This is a genomic window from Citromicrobium bathyomarinum, assembly GCF_038594485.1.
GTDB classification, from domain to species: Bacteria; Pseudomonadota; Alphaproteobacteria; order Sphingomonadales; family Sphingomonadaceae; genus Alteriqipengyuania; species Alteriqipengyuania bathyomarina_A.
Map to the genome: position 1 here is coordinate 1 of NZ_JBCFZG010000005.1, position 24,206 is coordinate 24,206.

The window sequence follows — 24,206 nt, forward strand, 5'->3', positions numbered from 1 at the left end:
AATCCAGAACACCGGTCTCTTCGGCGAACAGCCCGGAAATGTCGGTACGGGTAAGATGACGTCCCGAAGCAAGAAGCGCGGCAACTCGGGTGCCAATGGCATAGGCCAAGGGCTTGGACGGCAACTGCTCGCCGGCGGGAAACAGGTCTGATTGAAACATGGCAATTCGTCCTCCTAATGAAGGCATCGGGGCACGCCCTCTGCCGGATCAGGAATTCGAGAAGCCCTCTCTCCTCTACGGCGCCGCCTTGCGGCTCAGCCATGCTGTCAGTTCATCGTTCCAGTCGGTGTCGCGTGAGGATGGTTTGCGAACGTGGATCGTCCGTTCATCGCAGGCATAAGCGGCCAGGCCACGCGACGCAGCCAGCTCGCCGCCAGCATCGTGATCGACGAAGAGATGAAGCTCGGTCACGCTTTCGGGCACACTAACGAGGCCGAAACGCTCATTCCCCAGGGTCGCCCAGACGGGAATGCCGGTGAGAGCATAAGCCGACATCGCGCTCTCGATTCCCTCAGCAAGGCCGAGCTTGCCAGAGGCCGGAGCGAAGAGGCGGACAGCAGATTCACCGAGCGCGCCAAGCGCGCGTTTCGGCTTGTCGAAAGCGGCCTTGGTATTGCCCGAAAGGAACGTGCGATGGACGGCGACCGGCCCCTCGTCGAGGCTGACTGCCGCGATCAGGGCGGGCAAAAAGCGGGTCCGTCCTTTTGGACCAAGCGGCGTTCGTGGATGGAAGCGGAGCGCTGGAGATGCGGCGAGGATGCCGCGGCTCTCAAGATATTCCTTTGCCGGACTGGCACGCAGTGGCTGTGCATCGCGCCAGATCCTCAGCGCTGCCGCCGAGGGTTTGCGGGTGCTGGTCGGTTCGGGGCCGTTGGTGGTCGCAGAAGCTGAAAAAAGCGCCGGTGCCTCGAATCCTTCACGCGCCAATGCAGACAACACGCTCTGCTGATCGCATCCCGCAAAGCAATGGAAGAGGATGGCCTGTCGGCCGAGCGACACACCGAGTGACGGCGTGCGATCATCATGCGCAGGGCAGCAGGCCATGCCCTTGGTGCCGGACCACTTGCCGCCCCGGCTTTCGCAGATCTTGCGGGCGGTGTCCTCAAGCGAGGTACGTGACAGGGTTGAATTCGAAACGGGCATACCGGCTCCATCGCCTCACAATTGCCCCTCCAACCGACCCTCTCTCCTCTCGGATAAGCACGCAAAAAAGCGTTTTCCTACACCTATTTGTTCTATTTATGTTCTCTTACAGATCGAGGCAAGGTGAAAGGTTATGCGATGCGAATGTATCTGGTGGCCTGCGGTTGCGGTGCGCTAGCGATTGCGATTGCGATAGCGATACCGATCTCGGGGTCTGCGCGGGCGCGGGAGTTTCAAGTCTTCGACCATGACCTCAGCAAAGTTGAGGTTACAACCGACAAAGGTCTTGGCTTTAACCCGACTGCAATCGACTTGGCCAAACCAGAAGGCGGCAAGGCTTATATCGATAGAAGCTTCAAGGAAGCTTTGTACGAGCCACTCATCCGGCAAGCTGAAGCGCGATACCAATTACCGCCTCGACTGCTTCAGGCCCTGATTTGGCAGGAATCGCGGTTCAACCCGATGGCGATCAGTCCGGCTGGCGCCGCTGGTCTCGCTCAACTGATGCCGGGAACGGCAAGAGAACTCGGTGTCAGCAATCGCCACGATCCGGCTCAGAACATCGACGGTGGCGCGCGGTATCTGAAGCAGATGCTAGAGCGCTTTGGTGCGATCCATCTCGCGCTGGCCGCCTACAACGCTGGACCCGGCGCCGTGTCGCGAGCCGGCGGGATACCGAAAAATCGGGAAACGCCTGGATATGTGAAGAGCGTTATCGACCGATGGATGGCATACAGCTCGATATGACTACGAATCGGAAAAGGATCAGCGGACGGCTCGAGCATCTTCCTCGGGGAGCTGCAATTGTAACCGATGCCGGTGATCACTGGGTTCTTGAAGACTATGAACCCTCAAACGATGACTTCGGATTTGAAGTTACCGCAGAGGGTATTGTCGTCGGGTTCGACCGGCTTCGCGTCGAATGGCTTGGTCAGGTGTTCGCTTAGGAGCAGGTCAAGCAGCCCTCAAGACCGCAATGTTTTGCGGCTTGCCGCCGATGGAGTCGAGGAAGTCTGCCCAATCCTGCAACATTGCACGCCGAGGAGCGAGATATTCGGCAGCATTGTATGCTCCGCGAACTTCGTTTTCTTCGCTGTGTGCCAATTGCAGTTCGACCCAATCCTCATGATATCTCCGGATCCACATCGGGGGTTCGCCAACTTCGACAAGCTGCTCGTTTGCCCAAGTGCTCGCCAGACCTCTGAAACCATGAACAGTTTGCCGCCCGTGGTACCCAAGCCGATATAGGCCGTAGATCATCGTATTCTCGGAAAGCGGCATCTTGGGCTTTTGACCTGGAAAAACGTATTCGCCTTCGGACTTGCTGATCATTTCTTCGGCTAGTGAGGCAGCTTGCCGTGACAATGGCACAATATGCTCGCGACCCATTTTCATCCGATCAGCGCCAATGCGCCATGCTGGTGAAGGTCCACCCAGATCTTCGAACTCGTGCTTCTTGGCGAACCGAAGCTCCTTCGTCCGCACCCATGTAAGAAGAGCGAAAATCAATGCTGCCCGGGTAATCTCGGAGCGTCTTTCACCCTCTTCTTGATATTGCTCGATCTTAATCATCAGCTCGGGTAGCTGCGCGAGAGGTAGCTTCGCCATATGCTTGACCCGAGGCCGTGGCTTCAATGCCCCGCGAAGATGCGCAGTAGGGTCGGAATCACAAAGGCCGCTGGCAATAGCGAACTGGAATACCTGTCCGATACATTGCTTTGCCCGCCGACTGATGTCGAGCGCGCCGCGTTCCTCGATTTTCCGAATGACCTTCAGGACTTCTGGTGGAGTTATCTCATGCATCATGAGTTCGCCCAAGACAGGAAACACATCTTGGTCCATGCGCGACCAGACACGCTTCGCATGCGCGGGGTCGAGACTACCTGCTCTGTTCTGATGCCACATGGTGGCGATCGCCCTAAAGGTCTTGGCCTGTTCGAAATCCCGACCTGGTTTGTGGACCATCGGGTCCCTACCCTCGGCCAACACCCCCTTGGCAACTTTCTTGAGTTCTCTTGCTGCCGCTATTCCTACTTCGGGATAGGCGCCGAAAGAAAGCAGCTTCTCCTTACCGTGGCACCGGTATTTCAGCCGCCAGAGCTTCGAGCCGTTCTTTTGAACAAGAAGGAATAGACCCTCCCCATCCGCAAGCTTGTATGGGCGTTCTGCCGCCTTCGCTTTTTTGATCTGAATCTCACTCAAGGCCATTGGGGGTATCGCTCCTTTTCGCTACCCCCGGAAAATACCCCCAAAATACCCCCACACCAAATCCGGCTTCAAGCGAATGCAAGCGCACGCAAGCGGACGCGAATCGCTCACATCATTCTGTTTTAATTGAATTTTGCGGATGCATACGGCCCCAAACGAACCCATGCGGATTCGAGAATGGTAGCGGAGGAGGGACTCGAACCCCCGACACGCGGATTATGATTCCGCTGCTCTAACCACCTGAGCTACTCCGCCCCACGATCGCCATACCAGCTAAGGCATGAGGCCTGCCGGAGCGGTTAGCTCGACGGCAGGCGGCGCTCTTAGGGTGCGCTCGCCCGGCGGTCAAGACGCGTTTGGGTGAACTTTCATGCCCGCTCGCGTCCGCGAAAGGCGACCTCCTCAGCCAGCTCCCACGGACCGCCTCGGTAGCGATGGACGGCCAGCCCACGAAAGGCGAATGGACGCTCGCCGAGCTGGGTCGAAAGCTCGGCCTGCAAGGCTTGGGCCTCGCGTTTGGAGACCTTGTTCTGAACCGTGATATGCAGACGCTTGCCGCCCTGATCCTGCGGGGTGAGCAAACCATGAAAGTGCTCCGCCAGCAGGGCACGCAGACGCTGCATTCCCTCGCTCTCCAGACGAATTGCGGTGCCGCCCCCCAATGACATAATTCCGAGGATTCGCGCGTCGACCGGCGCGAATTCATTTGCCAGCTGGCGAACGTGCTGCACGACCTCGCCCTCGCAGAATCCCGGCAAGGCGTGGAACAAGGTGACGTGGGCTGCGAGATAATTGCGTTCGGGCGGAAAATGTGCGGTTCGCAGAGCAGTAGCCCAGCCCTGCAGATCGGCAGGTAATTGCGCGGTCAGGATCAGCGGCGCTTCGCCCATGCAAGGCCCCTCGCTGGCTGAACTCTACATCTCACCACGTTCGCGGCGAAGCTTGTACCACTCGGCAACATTGGCGTTGTGTTCCTCCAGCGTCGAGGCGAACACATGCCCGCCGGAACCGTCGGCGACCATGAACAGCGCGTCCGTCTTCGCAGGGTTGAGCACGGCCGCAATCGATTCGCGCCCCGGGTTGGTGATCGGCCCGGTCGGCAGACCGACCCGCGTGTAGGTGTTGTAGCCGTTGACCGCCGCGATTTCCGACTGGCGGATACGACGCCCCAGCGGCTTACCCTTGGTGATCGGATAGATGATCGTGGGGTCGGCCTGCAGCAGCATCCCGTCCTTTACCCGGTTGGAATAGAGCCCGGCGACCATGCGCCGTTCCTTGGGCACACCGGTTTCCTTCTCGACGATCGAGGCAAGCGTCACCGCGTCCTCTATATTGTCGACCGCAATATCCTTCGCACGCTTCGGCCAGGCCTCCGCCAGGTAATTGCGCATCGCGGCCTGCATCCGGGCGAGCACCGCAGCGCGATCTTCGCCGCGCTCGAAATCGTAGGTGTCGGGCAGGACGCTACCCTCTTTGGGAACGGGGATTTCGCCCGTCAGAAGGTCTTCCGCCATCAGCGTTTCATAGACCAGGATCGAGGGTGTGCCCTCGGGAATGGTCACGAAGCGCCGGATGACTTCGCCATGTTGCAGCGTATCGAGAATGGTGGACGAACTTGCTCCTCCGGGCAGCAGGAACTCACCCGCCTTGATCGGATCGCCGCTGCCCAGAACCTTGGCACGCAGCAGAAACGCGTCCTGATTGGCGATCAGTCCGTCTTCTTGCAGTTGCCCTGCCACCGAAGTGAGGGTCGATCCCGACCGGACGATGAACGAAGCGTCATCGCGGTCCGGGCCGGGACCGTACCAACCCCACGCGAACCAGCCGCCCGCCAACGCGATGGCGATGAGAACCAGGGCGGCGAGCGCGCGGATCATCCGTCGATCTTGCTCATCACGAGGCTGGCATTGGTGCCGCCAAAACCGAAACTGTTGTTGAGCACGGCGTTCACTTCGCGCTTCTTCGCGGTGTGCGGCACCAGGTCGACCCCTTCGGTTCCATCGTCGGGGTCGTCAAGGTTGAGCGTGGGCGGAACGATCTGGTCGCGAATGGCGAGAATGCAGAAGATGCTCTCGACCGCGCCAGCGCCGCCCAGCAAGTGGCCGATCGCGGACTTGGTGCTCGACATCGAAGCTCCGCCCAGATCGTCGCCGAACACGCGCTTGGCCGCCGCCAGTTCGATCGTGTCGGCCATGGTCGAGGTGCCGTGCGCGTTGATATAATCGATGTCGCCCGGCTCCAGCCCTGCCTTGCGCAGCGCCATCCGCATGGAGAGTTCTGCGCCCTTGCCTTCCGGGTGCGGCGCAGTGACGTGATAGGCATCGCCGGAGAGGCCGTAGCCGACCACTTCGGCGTAAATCTTCGCGCCGCGCGCCTTGGCGTGCTCGTATTCTTCAAGCACCACCACGCCCGCGCCTTCGCCGAGCACGAAACCCTCGCGATTGCGGTCGTAGGGACGACTGGCCTGTTCGGGCCGGTCGTTGAAACCGGTGTTGAGCGCACGCGCCTGAGCGAAGCCGGCAATGCCAAGTGGGTTGATGGTCGATTCCGAGCCACCCGCGAGCATAATGTCGGCATCGTCGTCGCGGATCATGCGCGCCGCGTCACCGATCGAGTGCGCACCGGTGGAGCAGGCGGTCACCACCGCATGGTTGGGGCCCATCAGGCCGTAACGGATCGAGACTTGCCCGCTGATGAGGTTGATGATGCGCCCATGCACGAAGTGCGGGCTAACCCGGCCCGGCCCGCGCTCGTGCAGGTTGACCGACTCGTATTCGATCCCCGGCAGACCGCCGATACCGGCACCGATCGATACGCCGGTGCGCTCCTTGGTCGCCTGATCCATTTCGGTAAGCCCGGCGTCTTCGATTGCCTGGCCAGCGGCATCGAGGCCATAGACGATGAAAGGATCGACCTGGCGCTGGATCTTGGTGTCGACGCGCTTGTCGGGATCGAATCCCCACTCGTGATCCTTGCCCTTCACCTCGCAGGCAATGGTCGCCTTCTGGTTGGAAGAGTCGAAGCGGGTAATCGGCCCGGCCCCGCTCTTGCCTGCGATGAGGTTCTTCCACGAGGTTTCGACATCGCCGCCCAGCGGGGTGACAAGGCCAAGACCGGTTACAACGACGCGGCGCATACTTATCTCCAAAAACAGCACAGGCCCGGCCCGCTTACCGGGTCGGGCCTGCAAATGGCGGCGGCAGAGCGCCGCCGCAAGAACATTGCGGACTTAGCCCCTAAGGACTTAGCCCTTGTGCTCTTCAATGTACTTGGTGGCGTCGCCGACCGTGCTGATCTTCTCAGCCGCATCGTCGGGGATTTCCACACCGAATTCTTCTTCGAAAGCCATCACCAGCTCGACGATGTCGAGGCTGTCCGCGCCCAGATCGTCGATGAAGCTGGCTTCCTGCGTTACCTTGTCGGCTTCCACGCCCAGGTGCTCGACGACAATCTTCTGTACGCGGTCGGCGGTATCGCTCATTATTGTGCCTCTCAGGTGTTCGTGAATTGAATTGGCGTTTGCCCTAGTCAACGCCGCGCAAGCTGGCAAGTGCCCGTGCTGGTCGATTATATGCAACCGCCACGACTCAGGACAGCTATCTGCAAAGCCTCAGGTCCGATTGTGCTCAGCGACCGGCAGGATGATCACTTTGCGGCGAAGCGACAGGTTTGCGCGCCGGGATTGGGAAAGAAGCGCGGCCGGCGCAGTTCCTCTAATATTCAATCATAAGAGGAACTTACCTGCGATGACCGATACTCTCAAAAGCCTCACTGAAACGACCTTCGATTCGGTCGAGGGATATCGCAAGGCAGCTGAAAAGGCCGACAGCCCAGCGCTCAAACAGGCACTCAATCAGCGCCGCGAGAAGCGCGAGCAGACGTTGGCCGCGCTCAACGGCGAGCTGACGCGCCAGGGCACGGATTCGGTGACCAGCGGCACCGTGCAGGGCGCTGCCCACCGGCTGTGGGTTGACATCACCGACATGTTCGAGCGCGGCGATGAAGCGGCTGCCGAACGGGTCGAGGAAGGCGAAGATCACCTTCTCGGCCAGTTCAAGGACGCGCTGGAAAGTCAGGATCTGGCCCCCGCAGAACGGGAGATTGTCCAGACCTGCTACAACGAAATCTGCGAAGGCGAGCGCTTCGGCGACATGATCGAAAAGCAGTACGACTGATTTAATCGATCGGGCCCAAAGCCCAGAATTTGACGGCGTGCGGAGAGATCCGCACGCCGTTCTGGCGTCAGGCGTCGCCCGCGCGATCGACCCGCGTCGCTTCTGGCGAATCGGGCTTCGGCTGCTCGACAGTGCGGATGCTGAGCTCGCGCAGCTGCTTGGGGCTGACGATGCTCGGCGCGCCCATCATCAGGTCCTGCGCGCGCTGGTTCATCGGGAAGGCGATGACTTCGCGAATGTTCGGCTCGTCCGCCAGCAACATCACGATCCGGTCGATACCCGGCGCGGAGCCGCCGTGCGGCGGTGCGCCCAGCTTGAACGCTTCGAGCATGCCCCCGAAATTCTCTTCGACGTCGGCCTTCGTGTAACCTGCGACCTCGAATGCCTTGTACATGATGTCCGGACGATGGTTCCGGATTGCGCCCGAGCTGAGCTCGTAGCCGTTACACACGATATCGTACTGCCACGCCTTGATCTCGAGCGGGTCCTGGTTCTCCAGCGCGTCCATCTCGCCCTGCGGCATCGAGAAGGGGTTGTGGCTGAAATCGATGCGCTTCAGTTCCTCGTCGTATTCGAACATCGGGAAATCGACGATCCAGCAGAACTTGAAGCAGCCCTGTTCGATCAGTTCGAGCTGCTCGCCCACGCGCGTGCGCGCGGCTCCGGCCAGCTTCTCGACTTCCCTGGACTTGCCCGCCGCGAAGAACAGGCCGTCGTTTTCGCCCAGGCCCAGCTCGTCATAGAGCTTGGCCATTTCTTCGGGCCCGTGGTTCTTGGCGATCGGCCCGCCGAACTCGCCACCCTTGCGGGTGACGTAGCCGAGGCCCGAATAGCCTTCGCGCCGTGCCCAGTCGTTCATCTCGTCGAAGAACTTGCGGCTCTTCTCGTTGGTGTTCGGAGCAGGGATCGCGCGGACGATGCCGCCACCGCCGACGATCTTCTCGAAGATGCCGAAGCCGGACTTTTCGAAGTGATGCGTCACGTCGGTGATGATGATCGGGTTGCGCAGGTCGGGCTTGTCGCTGCCGTATTTCAGCATCGCCTCGGCGTAGGGAATACGCGGGAACTCGCCTGCGGGCGTCACGCTCTTGCCGCCCGAGAATTCCTCGAACACGCCCGCCAGTACCGGCTCGATCGTGTTGAACACGTCTTCCTGCGTGACGAAGCTCATTTCGAAGTCGAGCTGGTAGAATTCCGGGCTGCGGTCGGCGCGCAGATCTTCGTCGCGGAAGCACGGTGCGATCTGGAAATAGCGGTCGAACCCGGCGACCATCAGCAGCTGCTTGAACATCTGGGGTGCCTGCGGGAGCGCGTAGAAGCGGCCCGGATGCAGGCGGCTCGGCACCAGATAGTCGCGCGCGCCCTCGGGGCTGGATGCGCCGAGGATCGGCGTCTGAAATTCGGAGAAGCCCTGGTCGATCATCCGGCGGCGCAGGCTCGTGATGACCTTGTTGCGCAGCATGATATTGGCATGCACGCGCTCGCGCCGCAGGTCGACGAAACGGTATTTGAGGCGGATATCTTCCGGATATTCCTGCTCGCCCGCGACCGGCAGCGGCAGTTCCTCGGCCGCCGACTGGACCGTGGCGGACTTGGCGAACACCTCGATATCGCCGGTCGGCAGGTTGGCGTTGCGCGTTTCCTGCGACCGTGCCTTCACCACACCATCGATGGTAATGACGCTTTCGGACTTCAGCGAATCCAGCAGGCTCAGAGCCTCGCTATCCTCGTCAGCAACGATCTGCGTGATGCCATAATGGTCGCGCAGATCGATGAACAGCACGCCGCCATGGTCGCGCTTGCGGTGGACCCAGCCGGACAGGCGAACGGTCTCGCCGACATTGCTTTCACGAAGCTGTGCGCAAGTATGGGTGCGGTAGGCGTGCATTGTGGAACTTTCCGGTTCGGGGATTAGACGCTAGGGGCGTGCCGAAGCTCGACGGCGAGAGCCCTGAAAGCTTGCGCGCGCTAACACGCGATAGGTCCGGTTTTGTCAAGCCGGGCGCGGTAGGAATGGGGCCAATCAGGGCCCGAGGGCGGTACTCCGCCCGGCATAGAAAGTCAGATATGAAAATCCACGACCTTATTACCACGACCGACCGGCTCGCAGACCTGTGCGAAAGGCTCGGCAAGGGCGATTTCGTGTGCGTCGATACCGAGTTCATGCGTGAGAACACGTATTGGCCCGAACTCTGCCTGGTTCAGATCGGCGACGAGAACGAGGCCGCGGCGATCGATCCGCTGGCCGACGGGCTCGACCTCAAGCCGCTGCTCGATCTGCTGACCGAGAACGAGGATGTCCTCAAGGTCTTCCACGCGGGCGGACAGGACGTGGAGATTTTCTACAACCTGACGGGCAAGACGCCGCACCCCATTTTCGACACGCAGATCGCGATGATGGCAATCAGCCAGTCGGAACAGATCGGTTACGCCAACCTTGTCGAAGCCTGGCTCGACAAGACGATCGACAAGGGTGCGCGCTTCACCGACTGGAGCCGCCGCCCGCTGACCGACCGCCAGCTGGAATATGCGGTAGGCGATGTGACCTACCTGGCCACGATCTTCCCGAAAATTCTCAGGAAGCTGATGAAGACCGGGCGCGGCGAATGGCTCAACGCCGAGATGGAAAAGCTCGCCGACCCGGAAAATTACGCCATCGAACCCGACAAGGCGTGGAAGCGCGTTCGCGCGCAGGGTCGCAACCCGCAGGTGCTGGGGCGGCTCAAGGCCCTCGCCGCGTGGCGCGAGGGCGAGGCGCAGCACAAGAACATCCCGCGCGGGCGGATCATGCGCGACGAAACGCTCGCCGATATCGCCTCGCATCCGCCCAAGAAGCAGGCCGATCTGGCCAAGGTTCGCGGCCTGTCGAACGCCTGGAAGGATAACGAGATCGGCAATCGGCTGATGGAGGTAATCGAAAGCGCCAAACCATTGCCGGAAGACGAATTGCCGCCGCGCAACAACCGGGGCGCACCGCTGGGCAAGGAAGGCGCACTCGTCGCCGATCTGCTCAAGCTGCTGCTGAAAATCCGCGCGCGAGAGATCGACGTCGCTCCGCGCCTGCTCACGCGCTCTGGCGAGCTGGAGCAATTGGCTGCCGGGGTCCGCGATCTTCCGATCCTGCAAGGCTGGCGGCGCGAGGCGTTCGGCAGCGATGCGCTCGATCTGGTCGAAGGCAAGCTCGCCTTCGCGGTCGAGAAGGGTAAGCTGAAGATGACGCATGTGGAGGAGGTCGGGAGTGATGCAGCAAACTGATCGCAACGGATCCCTGAAACGCGGCATCCGTGGTCTTGTCGCACCGCTGGCATTCGTCACGCTCTTGCTGACGGCGGCGTCATACGCACAGGCGAAAGACGGCGATGCAATCGATTTCGATGCGGTCGCCGCGGCACCCGACAGCCACAAGGTCCTGTTCGAAACCGATGCCGTCCGCGTGCTGAGAGTGGAAATCGCCCCTGGTGCGACCGAGCCGGTGCACGAGCACACTTTTCCGAGCATCATGATTATCGAGAAGCCGCAGCCGCTCGTTTACGTGGTTTATGAAATGGTCGGAGGCGAGCCGGTAGAGAGCCAGCGTATCGAGGTGCCCCTGATGCCCGCAGATGCGACCGAGGAGATGGGGCCGGAAGGCCTGCACGCGGTTCAAAATCTCGGAACCGAGCCCTTCGTCGCCATCCGCGTCGAATTCAAGGAATAGCCGCTCCGACATCGCCTCATGCGTCCCTTCGACGAGGCCTTGACCGGGCGAAAGCGCGAGATCCATGTCCACCTACCTGCCCACAATCCGCCAATTGCAATATCTCGTCGCACTGCATGAGCACGGCCATTTCGGTCGCGCGGCAGAAGCGAGCTTCGTGTCGCAATCGACGCTCTCCGCCGGCATTCGCGAATTGGAGACGCTGCTCGACGTGACACTGGTGGAGCGCAGCCGCAGGGTCGTGCGCTTCACTCCGCTGGGTCAGCAAGTGGTCGAAAAGGCGCACGCGCTGCTGCGTCAGGCAGAAGACCTCTCCGATCTCGTGCGTGCCGCTGGCCAGCCGCTCACTGGCACCTTGCGGATGAGCGTGATCCCGACGATCGCGCCATTCCTGCTACCGCGTATCCTCCCGCGGCTGCGCAAGGAGCGCCCCGAGCTGGAGCTGTTCCTGCGCGAGGAAACCAGCAGCGACGCCGTCGAATCGCTCCACCACGGCCGGGTCGACTGCGTTCTGCTCGCCCTGCCCTTCCCCACCGGCGAAGCCGAGCAGGCGATCATTGCAGAGGACCGCTTTTTCGTCGCCTATCCGGGGGACGAGCCGCGCGAACTGCCCGAGGAAATCCGCCCCGAAACGATCGAAGACGGGCGGCTGCTACTGCTGGAAGACGGGCATTGCCTGAAGGAACACGCGCTGGCCGCGTGCAACCGGCCGGAACTGCGCGCGGCGACCAGCATGATCGGCACCAGCCTGCACACGCTCGTCCAGATGGTCGACAACGGGCTGGGAGTGACGATGCTGCCCGAAATGGCTCTGGAAGCAGGCATCCTGAACGGCACCAGCGTGATTGCGCGGCCGCTGGACTCGCCCGCTGCCACCCGGGATATCGCCCTGATCTGGCGCAAAAATTCACCCCGGCAGAGCGATTTCGAACTCCTTGCCGAGGAACTGCGCGCAGGTTGAAATTCGTTTCCGAGTCAACCGGCGGCCAAAAAAATCTATTGCAAAGTCGAGACTCGCGGCCTGCCCTTATGGCACATACCCGCTCCGTGCCTGGCGTTTCCCCGCCTCCATCATCGGGCGGAACGGGTCGCGCCACTGTATCATGACGTTGGGCTCGTGGTCCTCGTCGATCGAATGCGCGCGGGGGGAATGGCAGCGATGGGGACGTTTTCGGCTACTGGCATTTCGGTGCCGCCTGACGCCAGCGCGCGGATCGATCCCCGCATGGGCGACGAAGAGATTCCCCGCAACGTAATCGTCGATTTGGCCAAGCGCCCTGCTCTGCACCCTCACATCGTTACCTTCGCCAACGAGAAAGGCGGCGTCGGCAAGTCGACGCTGGCTTTCCATGTTGCGATCGCCCTTGCGCATGCGGGAGCGCGGGTGGTCGCGATCGACCTCGATCGGCGTCAGCGGACGCTGGAGAGGGGTCTATCCTATCGCAATGGTACTGCCGGGAATCTGGGCGTCGCGCTGCCGATGCCCCAGTTCGGTGTGGTCGACCAGCCCAGCACCGCCTGCCTGTATCAAACGATTGCACGACTGGGCGCGGATGCCGATTTCGTGATCCTCGATGCCGCAGGGGCCGATTCCCCGATCTTCCGCCGCGTGGTCGCAATGGCCGACACGCTGGTGACGCCGGTCAACGCCTCGTTCCTCGATCTGGAGTTGCTTGGCCGTGTAAATCCGGTGAGCGGAATGCCCGATCGTGCCGGCTGCTTCGGACAGACCGTGGCTGCACTTCGCGAAGAGAAGCTTGCGCAGAACATGGGGCGGATCGAGTGGGTGGTGGTCAAGAACCGCGTCCGCGCCGCCGAAAAGCGCCATATGAGCCGAATCGACGACGCTCTGGCGCGGCTGGCGACGGCGAACGATTTCCGGTTGAGCAAGGGGCTGAGCGAAAGGTTGGCGTTTCGCGAACTGTTCCAGTTCGGTCTCACCCACCTCGATCTTGGCCTCATACCAGGTATGATCAGACCGCAAGCCTCGACTTGCGAGGAGGTTTCCACGCTCGTCGCCGATCTTGGGCTTTCATTTCAGCAGCACGACAGCGCGCAGGCCGCTTCACTGCCCGCACGCCGCGTTCTCAGACATACGCGGCATGTCTTCCGCGAAGCATTGAGCGCAGCGCTCTAGCTCGATCGCTCAGGCGTCCGCCAGCCGGATCTGGTTGCGGCCACCTTCCTTGGATCGATAGAGCGCCTCGTCCGCGGCGGCGAGGGCTTCTCTCGGGTCCGCGTAGCTCACCACATTGGCGATCCCGCCCGAAAACGTCACTTGCCCGAAAGGTTTGTCGGTTCGCCGGTTGATCATACGTCGTGCAGCAAGCTCCGCGCGCGCGTTGTCGAGCAATTCCAGCGCTTCCTCGGGCGTGACACCGCGGAAAAGCAGGGCAAACTCCTCGCCGCCATGACGCGCTATGTAGCAGTCCTTACCGCACAGCGCGGAAAGGTTGTCGGCGACCTGTCGGATGATCCGGTCGCCCGCCTCGTGCCCGTGGGTATCGTTGATCGCTTTGAAGTGGTCGATATCGCAATAGGCCACGCTCAAAGGATGGCGCTTGCGCGTCGCCTGGGCATATTCGACCCGCAGCGCTTCTTCGAATGCGCGTCGGTTCGGCAGACCGGTCAGATAATCGACCTCCGCATCCTTGCGCGCACGGTCGAGATTCTTGCGCAGGCGAGCGGTTTCCTGCTCGCTTGCACGCAGGTTTTCCTCTGCCTGGCGGGATCGGGCAAGCATCTCCTTCGCGAAATCCGAAAGGCTCGCGATCAGACCCGTCGTGTCGAGCGACGAATTGAGATGATCGACCCTGCGTTCAAGTTCGTCGCCATATTCGGACGTGGCTTCGCGCGCGGTCTTGGTCGCTTTCGACAGGTCTTCGATTCCGCGTTCGAGCTTCGTCGCAAGATTTTCGAGAGACCGGTTCTCCGAAGCTGGATCTGTCGCCGAAATCTCTTCCAGCCAGATCTGCGTAACGGGCTCACCGGCGTCGTCTTGCTGTTTGACGCTGCGCGCAAAGGCCGGGTTCAATCCCGAGCAGGCTTCGTGTGCTGCGGCGAGCGTGACGGGGTTCACATCCAGATCGTGGTCGATCAGGAAACCGCTGATATCATTCAGAAGTCGGCGCCGTGCCTTCGGATCGACTTTCGGCAAACTGTCTGAAAACGGCGCGTCGTTATCGTCCGCTTCGAACACGCGTGCCCGGAACAGGCCGATGCGCTGGAGAATGCCAGCGGAAGTTTCGTCGAACCCGGATGCAGGAAGTGTCGCCATGCCCCCATGTACATCGGCAACCATTATTCACTGATAAACGCGGGCGACTTTTTTTGCTCAGGTGTCCATGTGCCGAAGACCAACCCTGAGGTAGCCGTAGCCGGTGATGCAGGTCAGAACCGCTGCAATCCAGAGCGAAGCGAGACCGAACCAGCGGATAGGCTCGATTTCGGGCAGCACACCGGCGAAAATCAGCAATCCCAGGGCGATCATCTGCAGCGTGGTTTTCCACTTGGCGAGCCGGGTCACCGGCACGGAGACCTGAATCCCGCCGAGAAATTCGCGCAGGCCGGAGACGATGATTTCGCGCATCAGGATGATCAGCCCCGCAACGACATGTACGTCGCCCACGATCGGTCCCGTAAGACCGCCCTTTGCGGTCAATATCAGGATAACCGCGGCGACCATGATCTTGTCCGCGATCGGATCGAGGAACTGGCCCAGCTTCGAGACAGTCCCCTGCGAACGCGCCAGCATCCCGTCGAAATAGTCCGTGATGGCAGCTGCGCAGTACAGCAACAGGCCGATGGCATAGCCAAGCTGCCAGTAGGGCCACCACAGGAACAGCACGAGCAGCGGCACCGCGAAGATTCGCGACAGGGTGAGGATGTTGGGAAGAGTCAGCATTGGGTCATCAATGCACCTAGACGATGCACGCTCCCAGAAAAAGCAGCTTGTGCCCTTTGCGTGGCACCGCGTGCTGCTCTAACGGGGTCGGCTTGAAGCGCCGATGGCGCACCGGAGTGACTTATGACGACGTTGAGACTGCTGAGGCGACGGCGCTTCCTGCCGTTGTTCTGCACCCAGTTGCTCAACGCCTTCAACGACAATCTCTACAAGACCGCGATGGTGCTTTTCGTGGTTTATGCGGTCTACAACGACCCGGAAGCCGAGACCCAGTTCAGCGCCATCGCGTCTGCGCTGTTCATCGCGCCCTTCATCTTCGCCTCCGCAATTTCGGGCCAACTCGCCGACATGCGCGACAAGGCGAAGATCATCCGCACGGTGAAGCTGTGCGAGATCATGCTGATGACGCTGGGCGCGGCGGGGCTTTTTCTGGCGTGGCAGGGCATCCTGATCCACACCTTCGCGATCCCGCTGATGCTGTTCGCGCTGTTCCTGGCAGGCGTGCAATCGACCTTCCTTGGCCCGATCAAATATTCGATCCTTCCGCAGCACCTGCGCAAGCAAGAGGTGCTGGCAGGGACCGGCCTGATCGAAGCGGGCACCTATCTTGCCATCCTGTGCGGCACGATTCTGGCAGGCTGGATTCCGGTCGAGGTCGCGATGGTTCTGATCCTGATTACCGCGCTGGTCGGTTATCGGGTTAGCCGCGGCATTCCCCCCGCCCCGGCGATGGGTACGATCGAGCCCATCGACTGGAATATTTTTCGTTCGTCGGCAGCTCTCGTCCAGTTCGTGTTGAAGGATCGTGTGATCTACCTCGCCACGATCGCGATCAGCGTATTCTGGACCGTGGGCGCAATCCTGTTCATCCAGTTTCCGCCTTTGGCGAAGAACGTGATTTACGCGAGCAAGGAAGTCGCGACGCTCTTCATCGTGATGTTCTCCATCGGGATCGCGATAGGTTCGGTGATCATCAACCACCTGCTCAAGGGTGAAGTCTCAGCGCGCTATGCGCCCCTGTCGGTGATCGCGATGGGCTTCTTCATCCTGCTATTCTACATCTTCGTGCGTCAGTGGCCGGTGGGGTTCGAGGGGGATTTGCTGACCATTCCCGAATTCCTGGCCTTTCCGCTGGCGTGGGTCTTGCTCGGCAACCTGTTGCTGATCGCGATGGCAGGCGGATCGTTCGTCGTTCCGCTCTATGCGTTTCTGACGACCCGGGTCGCGCGCGACAGGGCCTCGCGCACGATCGCGGCGACCAATATGATCAGTTCGGTGTTCATGGTTGGCGGTGCGCTGCTGGCGATCCTGATGACGGTGATCGGCATCGGGATCGAAGAGCAACTGCTGGCAGGCGTCGTGCTTTGTCTGCTGACAAGCTGGGCAGCCAAGAAGCTATATGCCGAGGAACACCTGCCGAGTATGCACCTCGATCAGGAATGACGGGTCAGAAGATGAAGACCAGCGCGCCGACCAGACAGGCGACGTAGGCACCCAGAAAACCGACCCAGTCGCTCTGCGACAGCGACCAGCGCGTGGAGCGCGTCATCCGGTCGCGTTGCAGGTCTGGCCGCACCATCAGGGATGCGCGAAAGGGGTGCCGCGCGGCTTCGTTTGTCAGGACAAGTGAACGTCTCATGCCCATTGTGATTAACTTCTTGGTAAGGATTGGCGAGCGCGCACTCGCCTGCGTCCGCAGTTGGGACACAGCAGCCTATTGATCCTTAACGCACGCGCCGGATTGCCCCGCTCACCCTCGCGTTCTAGGGGCATGGCATGGCTGACAGCACCACTCCGCAGGCCGCGCGCCTGCTCGTCGATTGCCTTGCCGAACAAGGCTGCGATCGCATCTTCACCGTGCCGGGGGAGAGTTTCCTGCCGGTTCTCGACGCTCTTGTCGATCGCCCCCAGATCGATGTGATGACCTGCCGGCAGGAGGGCGGTGTCGCCTTCATGGCGTGTGCGGATGGGGCGATGACGGGCCGGCCCGGTGTCGCATTCGTCACCCGCGGGCCGGGCGCGACCAATGCCAGCATCGGCGTGCACGTCGCGCATCAGGATAGCCAGCCGATGATCCTGTTCATCGGCGATGTGGCGCGCGATATGCGCGACCGCGAGGGTTTCCAGGAAATCGACTTTCCTGCGTTCTTCTCCCCGATCTGCAAATGGGCTGCGCGGATCGACAGTGCCGACCGCATTCCGGAATACATCGCACGCGCCTATTCGACCGCGATCTCCGGTCGTCCGGGTCCGGTGGTCCTCGCCCTGCCCGAGGATATGCTGTACGATGCGACCGACGCTTTGCCGCGCGCGCAAGTGGCGCGCCCGGCGCAGGCACCCTGCCCCGACGCGATGCAGACCATGATGTCGCTGATCGACGATGCCGCCGCGCCGCTGGCCATCATCGGGGGTGCTGGCTGGAACGCCAAGGCCCGGGAATATTTCCAGCTCTTCGCCGAAAAGCTTGGACTTCCCGTGGCAACCGCCTTCCGCCGCCAGGATGCCATCGCCCCGTCATCGCCGGTTTACGCGGGCAATATGGGTTATGGCCCCAATCCGAAACTGGTCGAACGCGTCAAGGCGGCCGATCTTCTTCTGGTGGTCGGCGCGCGGCTGGGAGAGGCAACGACCGACGGTTACACCGTTCCGCCGCTGGTCGACAAAGACCGCAAGCTGATCCACGTCTATCCCGATCCCGAGGAGCTGGGGCGTGTCTATCCGGCCGATCTGGCGATCTGTGCGAGCGTGGATGAATTCGCCGAGAGTGCAGCGCTTTGGGCGGGCGAAGATCCGCTGACGTTCGACGCGGGGGCGCAGGCCAACCGCGAATGGCAGGACTGGGCGACCGCCCATCCCAGCGATACCTATCCTCTCGACCTTGCCGCTTGCGTCCAGTTCATGCGCGACACCTATCCAGCGGACACGGTCATCTGCAACGGTGCGGGCAACTACGCAGGCTGGTGGCACCGATACTGGCGCTACGCCGGCTACCCGAGCCAGTTGGCCCCGACATGCGGCGCGATGGGCTATGGTGTGCCTGCTGCGGTCGCGGCGGCGAAGCGCCTTCCCGAACGTACCATTGTCGCGATCGCAGGGGACGGCGATTTCCTGATGAATGGGCAGGAACTGGCAAGCGCGGCGCAGGCCGGTTGCAATCTGATCGTAATCGTCATCGACAACAGCGGTTACGGTACGATCCGCATGCATCAGGAGCGCGAGTTCCCGGAGCGGGTCTCGGCCACACAGCTCGCCAATCCGGACTTCGCGGCTTTTGCCGACAGCTTCGGCGCATGGAGCGCTACCGCCGACACCACGCAAAGCTTCAAGGATGCGCTTGTGGAGGCTCAGGGCCGAACCGGCCTGCGACTGATCCACGCGAAGATCGATATGGAACAACTCGCCGCGAGCGGTGCGACCGTATCGGGCCTGCGGGCCAAGGCCTGACGCGCACAAAAAGGGGCAGCACCGATCAGGTACCGCCCCCTTCTGTCTCAGTGCGTGGCGATCAGATGTCGTCGCCGAGCGCGCCCTGGACTTCGCCCTTGGCCTGCTGGGCCTTGCCCTTGACTTCCTGGCTCTTGCCGTCGGCGCGCGTCTCCGGATCGTTCGACTGCTGCTTGGCCTTGCCAATCGCTTCGTTGACGTTGCCTTCGATCTTGCTCTTGAGTTCACCCATTTCAGCTCTCCACTTCCAGTGCGTCGGCGTGATTGCCGATGTGCAAAAGAAACCGAGAAACAGTCCCTTACGTTCCTGAGTGTGAGGTCAGTTGCGCCAAAACGACCTCGGCTTGCGACAAGAAATCAGACGCCCGCCATCTCGAGGATGAGCGACCATTCGTCGGGCATCACCTCGCACACCGACAGACGCGAGAGCTTGACCAGCTGCATATCGGCCAGCCGCGGTTCGGCCTTCACCTGCTTCAACGTAACCACACTGGGCAACTTGGTTTTCGGCTTTACCTTCACCGCCGCCCACTTGCCCGTATCGTCCGTCGGATCGGTCAGCCCGGCTTCGCTGATTTCGACGATCCCGACGATCTCGCGACCAATGTTCGAGTGATAGAAGAACGCCTGATCGCCCACTTCCATGGCCGCCAGATTGTTCTTCGCCTGATGGCTACGGACGCCATCCCAGGTGCCTTCACCTTCGCGTTCAAGATCGTCCCAGCCGTAAACGTCGGGTTCCGATTTCATAAGCCAGTAGCGCAAGGCGTCATTCTCCCATGGGGGTCAAAACTGTCGGTTCGGCGATCCCAATCATGCAATTTTGCGATTGGGTATGCGACGGATGAAGTGGCGGGAATCGCTCGGGTTTGTAGTTCGACGCGACCGGAGAGGTCAAAATCGTCGCGGGTTATTTACCCGATTTTCAGGCCCTGCTGACAATAATGTCCCTGACAGACGAGCTTCGTTGAGTACGGGATCGAGATAGACACCGCGAAATGGGTGAGAAGAACGACCAACGGCCCGGCCTTGAGAAGGCCCAGCGCGACATCGTGATGCTTGGCATCGCGACCGCCGCGATTTTGCTGTTTGTCGGGATCGGTGGCACGGTCATGCCACAAGTCGTGCGGCACCTCATCAGTGGGAACGTTGCTCCTCCGGACACAGCGCTGACGAACGCCCTGCTGCTCAATATCGCATTGATCATCTTTGGATGGCGCCGCTATTCGGATTTGCGTCAGGAAATCGAGCAGCGCCGCGAAGCCGAGGAGAAGGCAAACCGGCTCTCCCAACTCGATTCGCTGACGGGTTGCTTCAATCGCCGATCCGCGATCGAAAAGTTGATGGGAGCGATCGCGTCGCTTGGCCAGCCGAACGATTACGCCGGCTTCGTGATGATCGATCTCGACGGCTTCAAGGAAATCAACGACTCGAACGGCCACCAGGCCGGCGACACCGTGCTGCTCGCGGTTGCCGATCGCCTCAAGCGACTGGCACCGGAAGGAGCCAGCGTCGCCCGGTTGGGCGGTGACGAGTTCGCAGTGATCCTGCCCATCGTCGGGCAGGACCTCACCCCGGTCGAAGAATGGGTCAAGACGCTGGTGGCCGAGGTAGCGAAACCGATCGAGGTGGAGATCGGCGCTATCGAAGTGACCATCTCCGCCGGGGTTGCGGTGCAGGCTCTGCCCAAACCGACCGATTCTCTCGAGGGTGCTGCGCGCAAGCTGATGCACCGCGCGGATCTGGCGATGTATCAATCCAAGAAGGAAGGCCGTAACCGATACTGCTGGTTCGACCCCGCAATGGAGGTGGAGGCACGCCTGCGCCGCGAAATGGAATCGGCGATCCGCAAAGGTCTGGAGAACGGCGAATTCAGCCCCCACTACGAACAGCAGATCGATCTGGAGACCGGCAAGCTTGTCGGGTTCGAGATGCTAGCTCGCTGGAATTCGCCCGAGATGGGCACCGTTAGCCCGGAAATCTTCATTCCCGTGGCCGAAAGCTGCGGCCTCATAGGGCCGCTATCCCAATCGCTTATCGCCAGCGCTCTGCGTGATGCGCAAAGCTGGGACCCAAGCCTCACGCTGTCGGTCAATATCTCATCGATGCAGTTGCGCGATCCGTGGTTCCCGCAAAAGCTGCTGAAGCTGTTGCTGAGCAGCGATTTTCCGGCGGCCCGCCTCGATGTGGAAATCTCCGAAAGCTGCCTGCACGAGAATCTGACCGCGGTTCAGACGATGATCGTCAGCCTCAAGAATATCGGCGTGAGGGTCAGCCTCGATGATTTCGGAACCGGATTTGCGAGCCTGGCGCAGCTGCGCACTTTGCCCTTTGACCGGGTGAAGATCGATCGCAGCTTCGTTGGCGAGCTGCGCCGTGTTGCAGAAGCCGCGAGCGACGGCACCGGGGCAGACGATCAGCAGGAGCACATCGTCAATACACTCGTGTCGCTGGGCCGAGGTTTGCAGATTCCGGTGACCGCAGAAGGGATCGAAGACACGTCGATCCTCGACACGCTGCGGACGATGGGAGAGATGAAGGGTCAGGGCTATCTCTACGGCAAGCCCGAGGATGCGGCAGCGGTGCTGAAGCGGCTCACCGAGCTCGACATGCTCGCCGAACGGGCGGCCCCCATCAACGACGACGAGCAACGTCGCAGCGCCTGACCTTTACGTGGCCCCGCCCCCGCCATAAGTGCGGGGAGACATGCGGATATCTTTCGTCAAAATGCACGGTCTGGGCAATGACTTCGCGATCCTCGACGGGCGCGATGGCGATCTCCCGCTATTAGGCGAAGCGCAAATCCGCGCTCTGGCGGATCGTAATCGCGGGATCGGCTTCGACCAGCTGATCGTGCTTGGACCATCGGAGACAGCGGACTTCGCCATGCGGATCCACAACGCCGATGGTGGCGAGGTGGAGGCCTGCGGCAATGCCACGCGCGCGGTAGGCGTGCTGCACGGTGCCGAGGCCAGCATAGAGACCACGGGTGGGATGGTGCAGGTCCGACCCGGAACGAGCATGGCCGAGGCTGCGATGGGCGCCGGACGGTTCGAGTGGCAGGACATCCCCCTCGCCTACGCAATGGACACGCGCGAGATGCCGCTGGGCTGGGACATGCTCGAACGGCCCAGCGCGGTGAATGTCGGCAATCCGCACATCGTCTTCTTCGTCGACGATCTGCGCGCGGTGCCGCTCGAAACGCTCGGTCCGGAGATCGAGACCGACCCGCTGTTCCCGCAGAGAATCAACGTCAACGTCGCGCAAATCCTTTCGCGCGATTCGATCAGACTCAGGGTGTGGGAACGAGGTGCCGGGCTCACACTCGCCTGCGGGACGGGTGCCTGTGCGACGGCGACCGTCGCCTATCGGCAGGGTCTGGTCGATTCCGTGGTGCAGGTCACGCTGCCGGGCGGTACTCTGACAATCCGCCACGACGACGAGGGCGGCATCCACATGGCTGGCCCGGCGTCGGAAACCTATCGAGGATCGTTCGAGCTGGACGACTTCGGATGAACGACAGCCGCGTCATTTCGCTCGGCTGCCGCCTGAACCATGCCGAGAGCGAACGGATCGCCGCTCTGATCGAGGCTGACCGCGATACCGTCGTCGTCAATTCCTGTTCGGTGACGCGCGAAGCTGTGCGCCACACACGGCAGGCAATCCGTCGGGCGCGCCAAAGTCATCCCCATGCACGGCTGCTGGTGACAGGATGTGCAGCCGAAACGGAGCGCGAGGCGCTTGGCGAGATGGCGGAAGTCGATGGCTTCGTCGCCAATGCGGCCAAGCTCGATGCGCGCAGTTGGAATGTGCCCGAACCCAAAGTTGCGCTGCGTCAGCAAGGCACCCGGGCCTTTGTCGGGGTCCAGAACGGTTGCGACCATGCCTGTACCTTCTGCAGCATCCCTAGCGGGCGTGGCACAAGCCGGTCGGACAGCATCGCGACGGTGTTGCACGCTGTCGAGGCGAGGCTGGCCGAGGGCACGAAGGAGATCGTGCTGACCGGGGTCGATCTTACCTCCTGGGGACATGACCTGCCTGGCGAGCCACGGCTTGGTGCGCTGGTTGCGTCGATCCTCGACACCTTCCCGCAATTGCCGCGCCTGCGGCTATCCTCCGTCGACGGCATCGAGATCGATGAGACGTTGTTCGAACTGATTGCGAGCGAGCCGCGCGTGATGCCGCATCTGCACCTTTCGTTGCAGCATGGCAGCGACCTGATCCTCAAACGCATGAAACGAAGGCACAGCCGTACGCAAGCGATCGATCTGGTTGCGCGGCTCAAACAGCGTCGCCCCGAAATCGCGATCGGGGCCGATCTGATCGCCGGCTTTCCCACGGAGACCGACGCGCATCACGCGGACAACCTTTTGATCATTTCCGAATGCGGAATCGTGCATGGCCATGTCTTCCCGTACTCGCCGCGCGACGGCACACCGGCCGCGCGCATGCCGCAGGTCGATCGCCCTACGATCAAGGCCCGCGCGGCGGAGTTGCGCGAAGCCGTGCGAGCGACCCGCGACAGCTGGCTGAAAGGTCTGATCGGCGCGGAATACGAAGTTCTCGCGGAAAGGGATGGCAGCGGCTACACACCGCACTTCGCCCGCGTCGCGTTGCCCGAAGGCACCGCGCCCGGCACCATCCACACTATCCGCCCCACCCGGATTATCGAAGGAATGCTCGCATGAGCGACGACAGCTCCTCCAGCTGGAGCGACCGCCTGCTCGGCGGCTTTCGCAAGACATCGGATCGGTTGTCAGAGAACATCGCGCCGGTCGGAAACGCACGGCTCGACGACGCCACGCTCGACGAAATCGAGGATGCGCTCATCATGTCGGACCTCGGCCCAGAGGCGGCTGGCCGCGTGCGCGAGGCACTGCGCGAACAGCGCTTCGGCAACGAGATTACCGAGCGGCAATTGCGCGAGGCGGTGGCGGAAGAGATCGCCGCAATCCTGCGACCTGTCGCCAAGCCGCTGGAAGTCACCGCATTCCCGCGCCCGCAGGTGATCCTAGTGATCGGGGTCAATGGCAGCGGCAAGACGACGACCATCGCCAAGCTCGCGCACCTGTTCATGGAGGACGATTACGAGGTGATGCTGGCGGCGGGCGATACCTTCCGCGCTGCCGCGATCGGCCAGTTACAGACCTGGGCAGACCGCGTGGGCGTGCCGCTGGTGCGCGGGCCCGAGGGCGGCGATCCGGCCAGCATCGTGTTCGACGCGGTCAAGCGCGGCACCGAAGAGGGCACCGACGCGCTGATCGTCGACACCGCAGGCCGATTGCAGAACAAGCGCGAGCTGATGGATGAGCTGGCCAAGATCCGCAAAGTTCTCGGCCGCCTGAACCCCGAAGCGCCGCACGACGTCGTGCTGGTGCTCGATGCCACCAACGGGCAGAACGCGCTCAGCCAGATCGACGTGTTCAAGGAGGTCGCGGGCGTCACCGGCCTGATCATGACGAAGCTCGACGGCACCGCCCGCGGCGGTGTGCTGGTGGCGGCGGCACAGAAATACGGGCTGCCGATCCACGCCATCGGCGTGGGCGAGCAGATGGACGACCTGCGCCCCTTCGATCCCGATCTGGTGGCGCGTGTAATTGCGGGGGTGGCCTAGGTTAAAGCCCTGGATTCCCC

25 protein-coding genes and 1 tRNA gene are annotated in these 24,206 nt (G+C 61.7%); 13 read left to right on the plus strand and 13 right to left on the minus strand.

Annotation, left to right across the window (positions count from 1 at the left end):
* Positions 1-235 precede the first annotated feature (235 nt).
* A complete protein-coding gene (locus AAG591_RS10640) occupies positions 236-1,144 on the minus strand; it encodes a DUF7146 domain-containing protein (RefSeq protein WP_342531266.1) in 909 nt (302 codons plus the stop codon).
* Between the two features lie 144 nt (positions 1,145-1,288).
* Between AAG591_RS10640 and AAG591_RS10645 the strand changes: the two genes are divergently transcribed.
* Both AAG591_RS10645 and AAG591_RS10650 read left to right on the plus strand, forming a co-directional pair.
* Positions 1,289-1,891, plus strand: coding sequence for a lytic transglycosylase domain-containing protein (locus tag AAG591_RS10645; protein ID WP_170003039.1), 603 nt, complete (start codon positions 1,289-1,291; stop codon positions 1,889-1,891).
* Positions 1,888-2,091, plus strand: coding sequence for a DUF5818 domain-containing protein (locus tag AAG591_RS10650; RefSeq protein ID WP_240956910.1), 204 nt, complete (start codon positions 1,888-1,890; stop codon positions 2,089-2,091). Before AAG591_RS10645 ends, AAG591_RS10650 begins: the two co-directional genes overlap by 4 nt.
* A 7-nt stretch (positions 2,092-2,098) precedes the next feature.
* On the opposite strand, the gene AAG591_RS10655 is transcribed toward AAG591_RS10650, so the two are convergent.
* From AAG591_RS10655 to AAG591_RS10680, 6 genes are all read right to left on the minus strand, one after another.
* Positions 2,099-3,352 carry a tyrosine-type recombinase/integrase gene (locus tag AAG591_RS10655; protein WP_342531267.1) on the minus strand — a complete coding sequence of 418 codons (1,254 nt, stop codon included), beginning with the start codon at positions 3,350-3,352 and terminating at the stop codon, positions 2,099-2,101.
* A gap of 178 nt (positions 3,353-3,530) precedes the next feature.
* Positions 3,531-3,607: transfer RNA gene (locus tag AAG591_RS10660), tRNA-Met, on the minus strand.
* 113 nt (positions 3,608-3,720) lie between these two features.
* The gene (locus AAG591_RS10665) at positions 3,721-4,242 is read right to left on the minus strand and encodes a 2'-5' RNA ligase family protein (protein WP_342531268.1); all 522 of its coding nucleotides are present in this window, start codon (positions 4,240-4,242) and stop codon (positions 3,721-3,723) included.
* A 24-nt stretch (positions 4,243-4,266) separates the two neighbouring features.
* Entirely contained in the window at positions 4,267-5,229 is a 963-nt protein-coding gene (mltG, locus tag AAG591_RS10670; RefSeq protein ID WP_342531269.1) for an endolytic transglycosylase MltG, read from the minus strand.
* Positions 5,226-6,488, minus strand: coding sequence for a beta-ketoacyl-ACP synthase II (fabF, locus tag AAG591_RS10675; RefSeq protein ID WP_342531271.1), 1,263 nt, complete (start codon positions 6,486-6,488; stop codon positions 5,226-5,228). The genes mltG and fabF overlap by 4 nt, the downstream gene beginning before the upstream one ends.
* Before the next feature lie 108 nt (positions 6,489-6,596).
* On the minus strand, positions 6,597-6,833 hold the full coding sequence (locus tag AAG591_RS10680; RefSeq protein ID WP_165193492.1) for an acyl carrier protein: 237 nt from the start codon (positions 6,831-6,833) through the stop codon (positions 6,597-6,599).
* Between the two features lie 265 nt (positions 6,834-7,098).
* On the opposite strand from AAG591_RS10680, the gene AAG591_RS10685 reads away from it, so the two are divergent.
* On the plus strand, positions 7,099-7,527 hold the full coding sequence (locus AAG591_RS10685) for a ferritin-like domain-containing protein (protein WP_342531272.1): 429 nt from the start codon (positions 7,099-7,101) through the stop codon (positions 7,525-7,527).
* Between the two features lie 67 nt (positions 7,528-7,594).
* Here AAG591_RS10685 and aspS read toward each other — a convergent pair whose 3' ends face one another.
* Entirely contained in the window at positions 7,595-9,415 is a 1,821-nt protein-coding gene (gene aspS, locus AAG591_RS10690; protein ID WP_342531273.1) for an aspartate--tRNA ligase, read from the minus strand.
* 179 nt (positions 9,416-9,594) lie between these two features.
* Between aspS and rnd the strand changes: the two genes are divergently transcribed.
* The 4 genes from rnd (at position 9,595) to AAG591_RS10710 (ending at position 13,361) form a co-directional block, all read left to right on the plus strand.
* On the plus strand, positions 9,595-10,782 hold the full coding sequence (gene rnd, locus AAG591_RS10695) for a ribonuclease D (protein ID WP_342531274.1): 1,188 nt from the start codon (positions 9,595-9,597) through the stop codon (positions 10,780-10,782).
* Entirely contained in the window at positions 10,769-11,224 is a 456-nt protein-coding gene (locus tag AAG591_RS10700; protein WP_342531387.1) for a cupin domain-containing protein, read from the plus strand. Before rnd ends, AAG591_RS10700 begins: the two co-directional genes overlap by 14 nt.
* Positions 11,225-11,288: 64 nt before the next feature.
* Positions 11,289-12,185 (plus strand): hydrogen peroxide-inducible genes activator, encoded by an 897-nt coding sequence (locus AAG591_RS10705; protein WP_342531275.1) that lies wholly within the window; start codon positions 11,289-11,291, stop codon positions 12,183-12,185.
* A 198-nt stretch (positions 12,186-12,383) separates the two neighbouring features.
* Complete coding sequence (locus AAG591_RS10710; protein WP_342531276.1) at positions 12,384-13,361, plus strand: division plane positioning ATPase MipZ; 978 nt, start codon at positions 12,384-12,386, stop codon at positions 13,359-13,361.
* 9 nt (positions 13,362-13,370) lie between these two features.
* On the opposite strand, the gene AAG591_RS10715 is transcribed toward AAG591_RS10710, so the two are convergent.
* Positions 13,371-14,501 (minus strand): GGDEF domain-containing protein, encoded by a 1,131-nt coding sequence (locus AAG591_RS10715; protein WP_342531277.1) that lies wholly within the window; start codon positions 14,499-14,501, stop codon positions 13,371-13,373.
* Positions 14,502-14,558: 57 nt separating this feature from the next.
* A complete protein-coding gene (gene pgsA / locus AAG591_RS10720; RefSeq protein WP_342531278.1) occupies positions 14,559-15,128 on the minus strand; it encodes a CDP-diacylglycerol--glycerol-3-phosphate 3-phosphatidyltransferase in 570 nt (189 codons plus the stop codon).
* 123 nt (positions 15,129-15,251) lie between these two features.
* Between pgsA and AAG591_RS10725 the strand changes: the two genes are divergently transcribed.
* On the plus strand, positions 15,252-16,571 hold the full coding sequence (locus tag AAG591_RS10725) for an MFS transporter (RefSeq protein WP_342531279.1): 1,320 nt from the start codon (positions 15,252-15,254) through the stop codon (positions 16,569-16,571).
* Positions 16,572-16,575: 4 nt separating this feature from the next.
* Here the strand turns inward: AAG591_RS10725 and AAG591_RS10730 are convergent, their stop codons facing one another.
* Positions 16,576-16,767, minus strand: a complete 192-nt coding sequence (locus tag AAG591_RS10730) for a hypothetical protein (protein ID WP_342531280.1) — start codon at positions 16,765-16,767, stop codon at positions 16,576-16,578.
* 137 nt (positions 16,768-16,904) lie between these two features.
* Between AAG591_RS10730 and AAG591_RS10735 the strand changes: the two genes are divergently transcribed.
* Positions 16,905-18,572, plus strand: a complete 1,668-nt coding sequence (locus AAG591_RS10735) for a thiamine pyrophosphate-dependent enzyme (RefSeq protein WP_342531281.1) — start codon at positions 16,905-16,907, stop codon at positions 18,570-18,572.
* Positions 18,573-18,633: 61 nt separating this feature from the next.
* Here AAG591_RS10735 and AAG591_RS10740 read toward each other — a convergent pair whose 3' ends face one another.
* Both AAG591_RS10740 and AAG591_RS10745 read right to left on the minus strand, forming a co-directional pair.
* Entirely contained in the window at positions 18,634-18,804 is a 171-nt protein-coding gene (locus tag AAG591_RS10740) for a CsbD family protein (RefSeq protein ID WP_342531282.1), read from the minus strand.
* A gap of 125 nt (positions 18,805-18,929) precedes the next feature.
* Positions 18,930-19,322: an EVE domain-containing protein gene (locus AAG591_RS10745; protein WP_342531283.1), complete on the minus strand. Its 393-nt coding sequence runs from the start codon at positions 19,320-19,322 to the stop codon at positions 18,930-18,932.
* A gap of 248 nt (positions 19,323-19,570) precedes the next feature.
* On the opposite strand from AAG591_RS10745, the gene AAG591_RS10750 reads away from it, so the two are divergent.
* The 4 genes from AAG591_RS10750 to ftsY are packed head-to-tail and all read left to right on the plus strand — an operon-like array spanning position 19,571 to position 24,186.
* Positions 19,571-21,238, plus strand: a complete 1,668-nt coding sequence (locus AAG591_RS10750; protein ID WP_342531284.1) for a putative bifunctional diguanylate cyclase/phosphodiesterase — start codon at positions 19,571-19,573, stop codon at positions 21,236-21,238.
* A 40-nt stretch (positions 21,239-21,278) separates the two neighbouring features.
* Positions 21,279-22,088 carry a diaminopimelate epimerase gene (gene dapF, locus AAG591_RS10755; RefSeq protein WP_342531285.1) on the plus strand — a complete coding sequence of 270 codons (810 nt, stop codon included), beginning with the start codon at positions 21,279-21,281 and terminating at the stop codon, positions 22,086-22,088.
* Positions 22,085-23,260, plus strand: coding sequence for a MiaB/RimO family radical SAM methylthiotransferase (locus tag AAG591_RS10760; protein WP_342531286.1), 1,176 nt, complete (start codon positions 22,085-22,087; stop codon positions 23,258-23,260). The genes dapF and AAG591_RS10760 overlap by 4 nt, the downstream gene beginning before the upstream one ends.
* Positions 23,257-24,186, plus strand: coding sequence for a signal recognition particle-docking protein FtsY (ftsY, locus tag AAG591_RS10765; protein WP_342531287.1), 930 nt, complete (start codon positions 23,257-23,259; stop codon positions 24,184-24,186). Before AAG591_RS10760 ends, ftsY begins: the two co-directional genes overlap by 4 nt.
* The last annotated feature ends 20 nt before the right edge of the window (positions 24,187-24,206 follow it).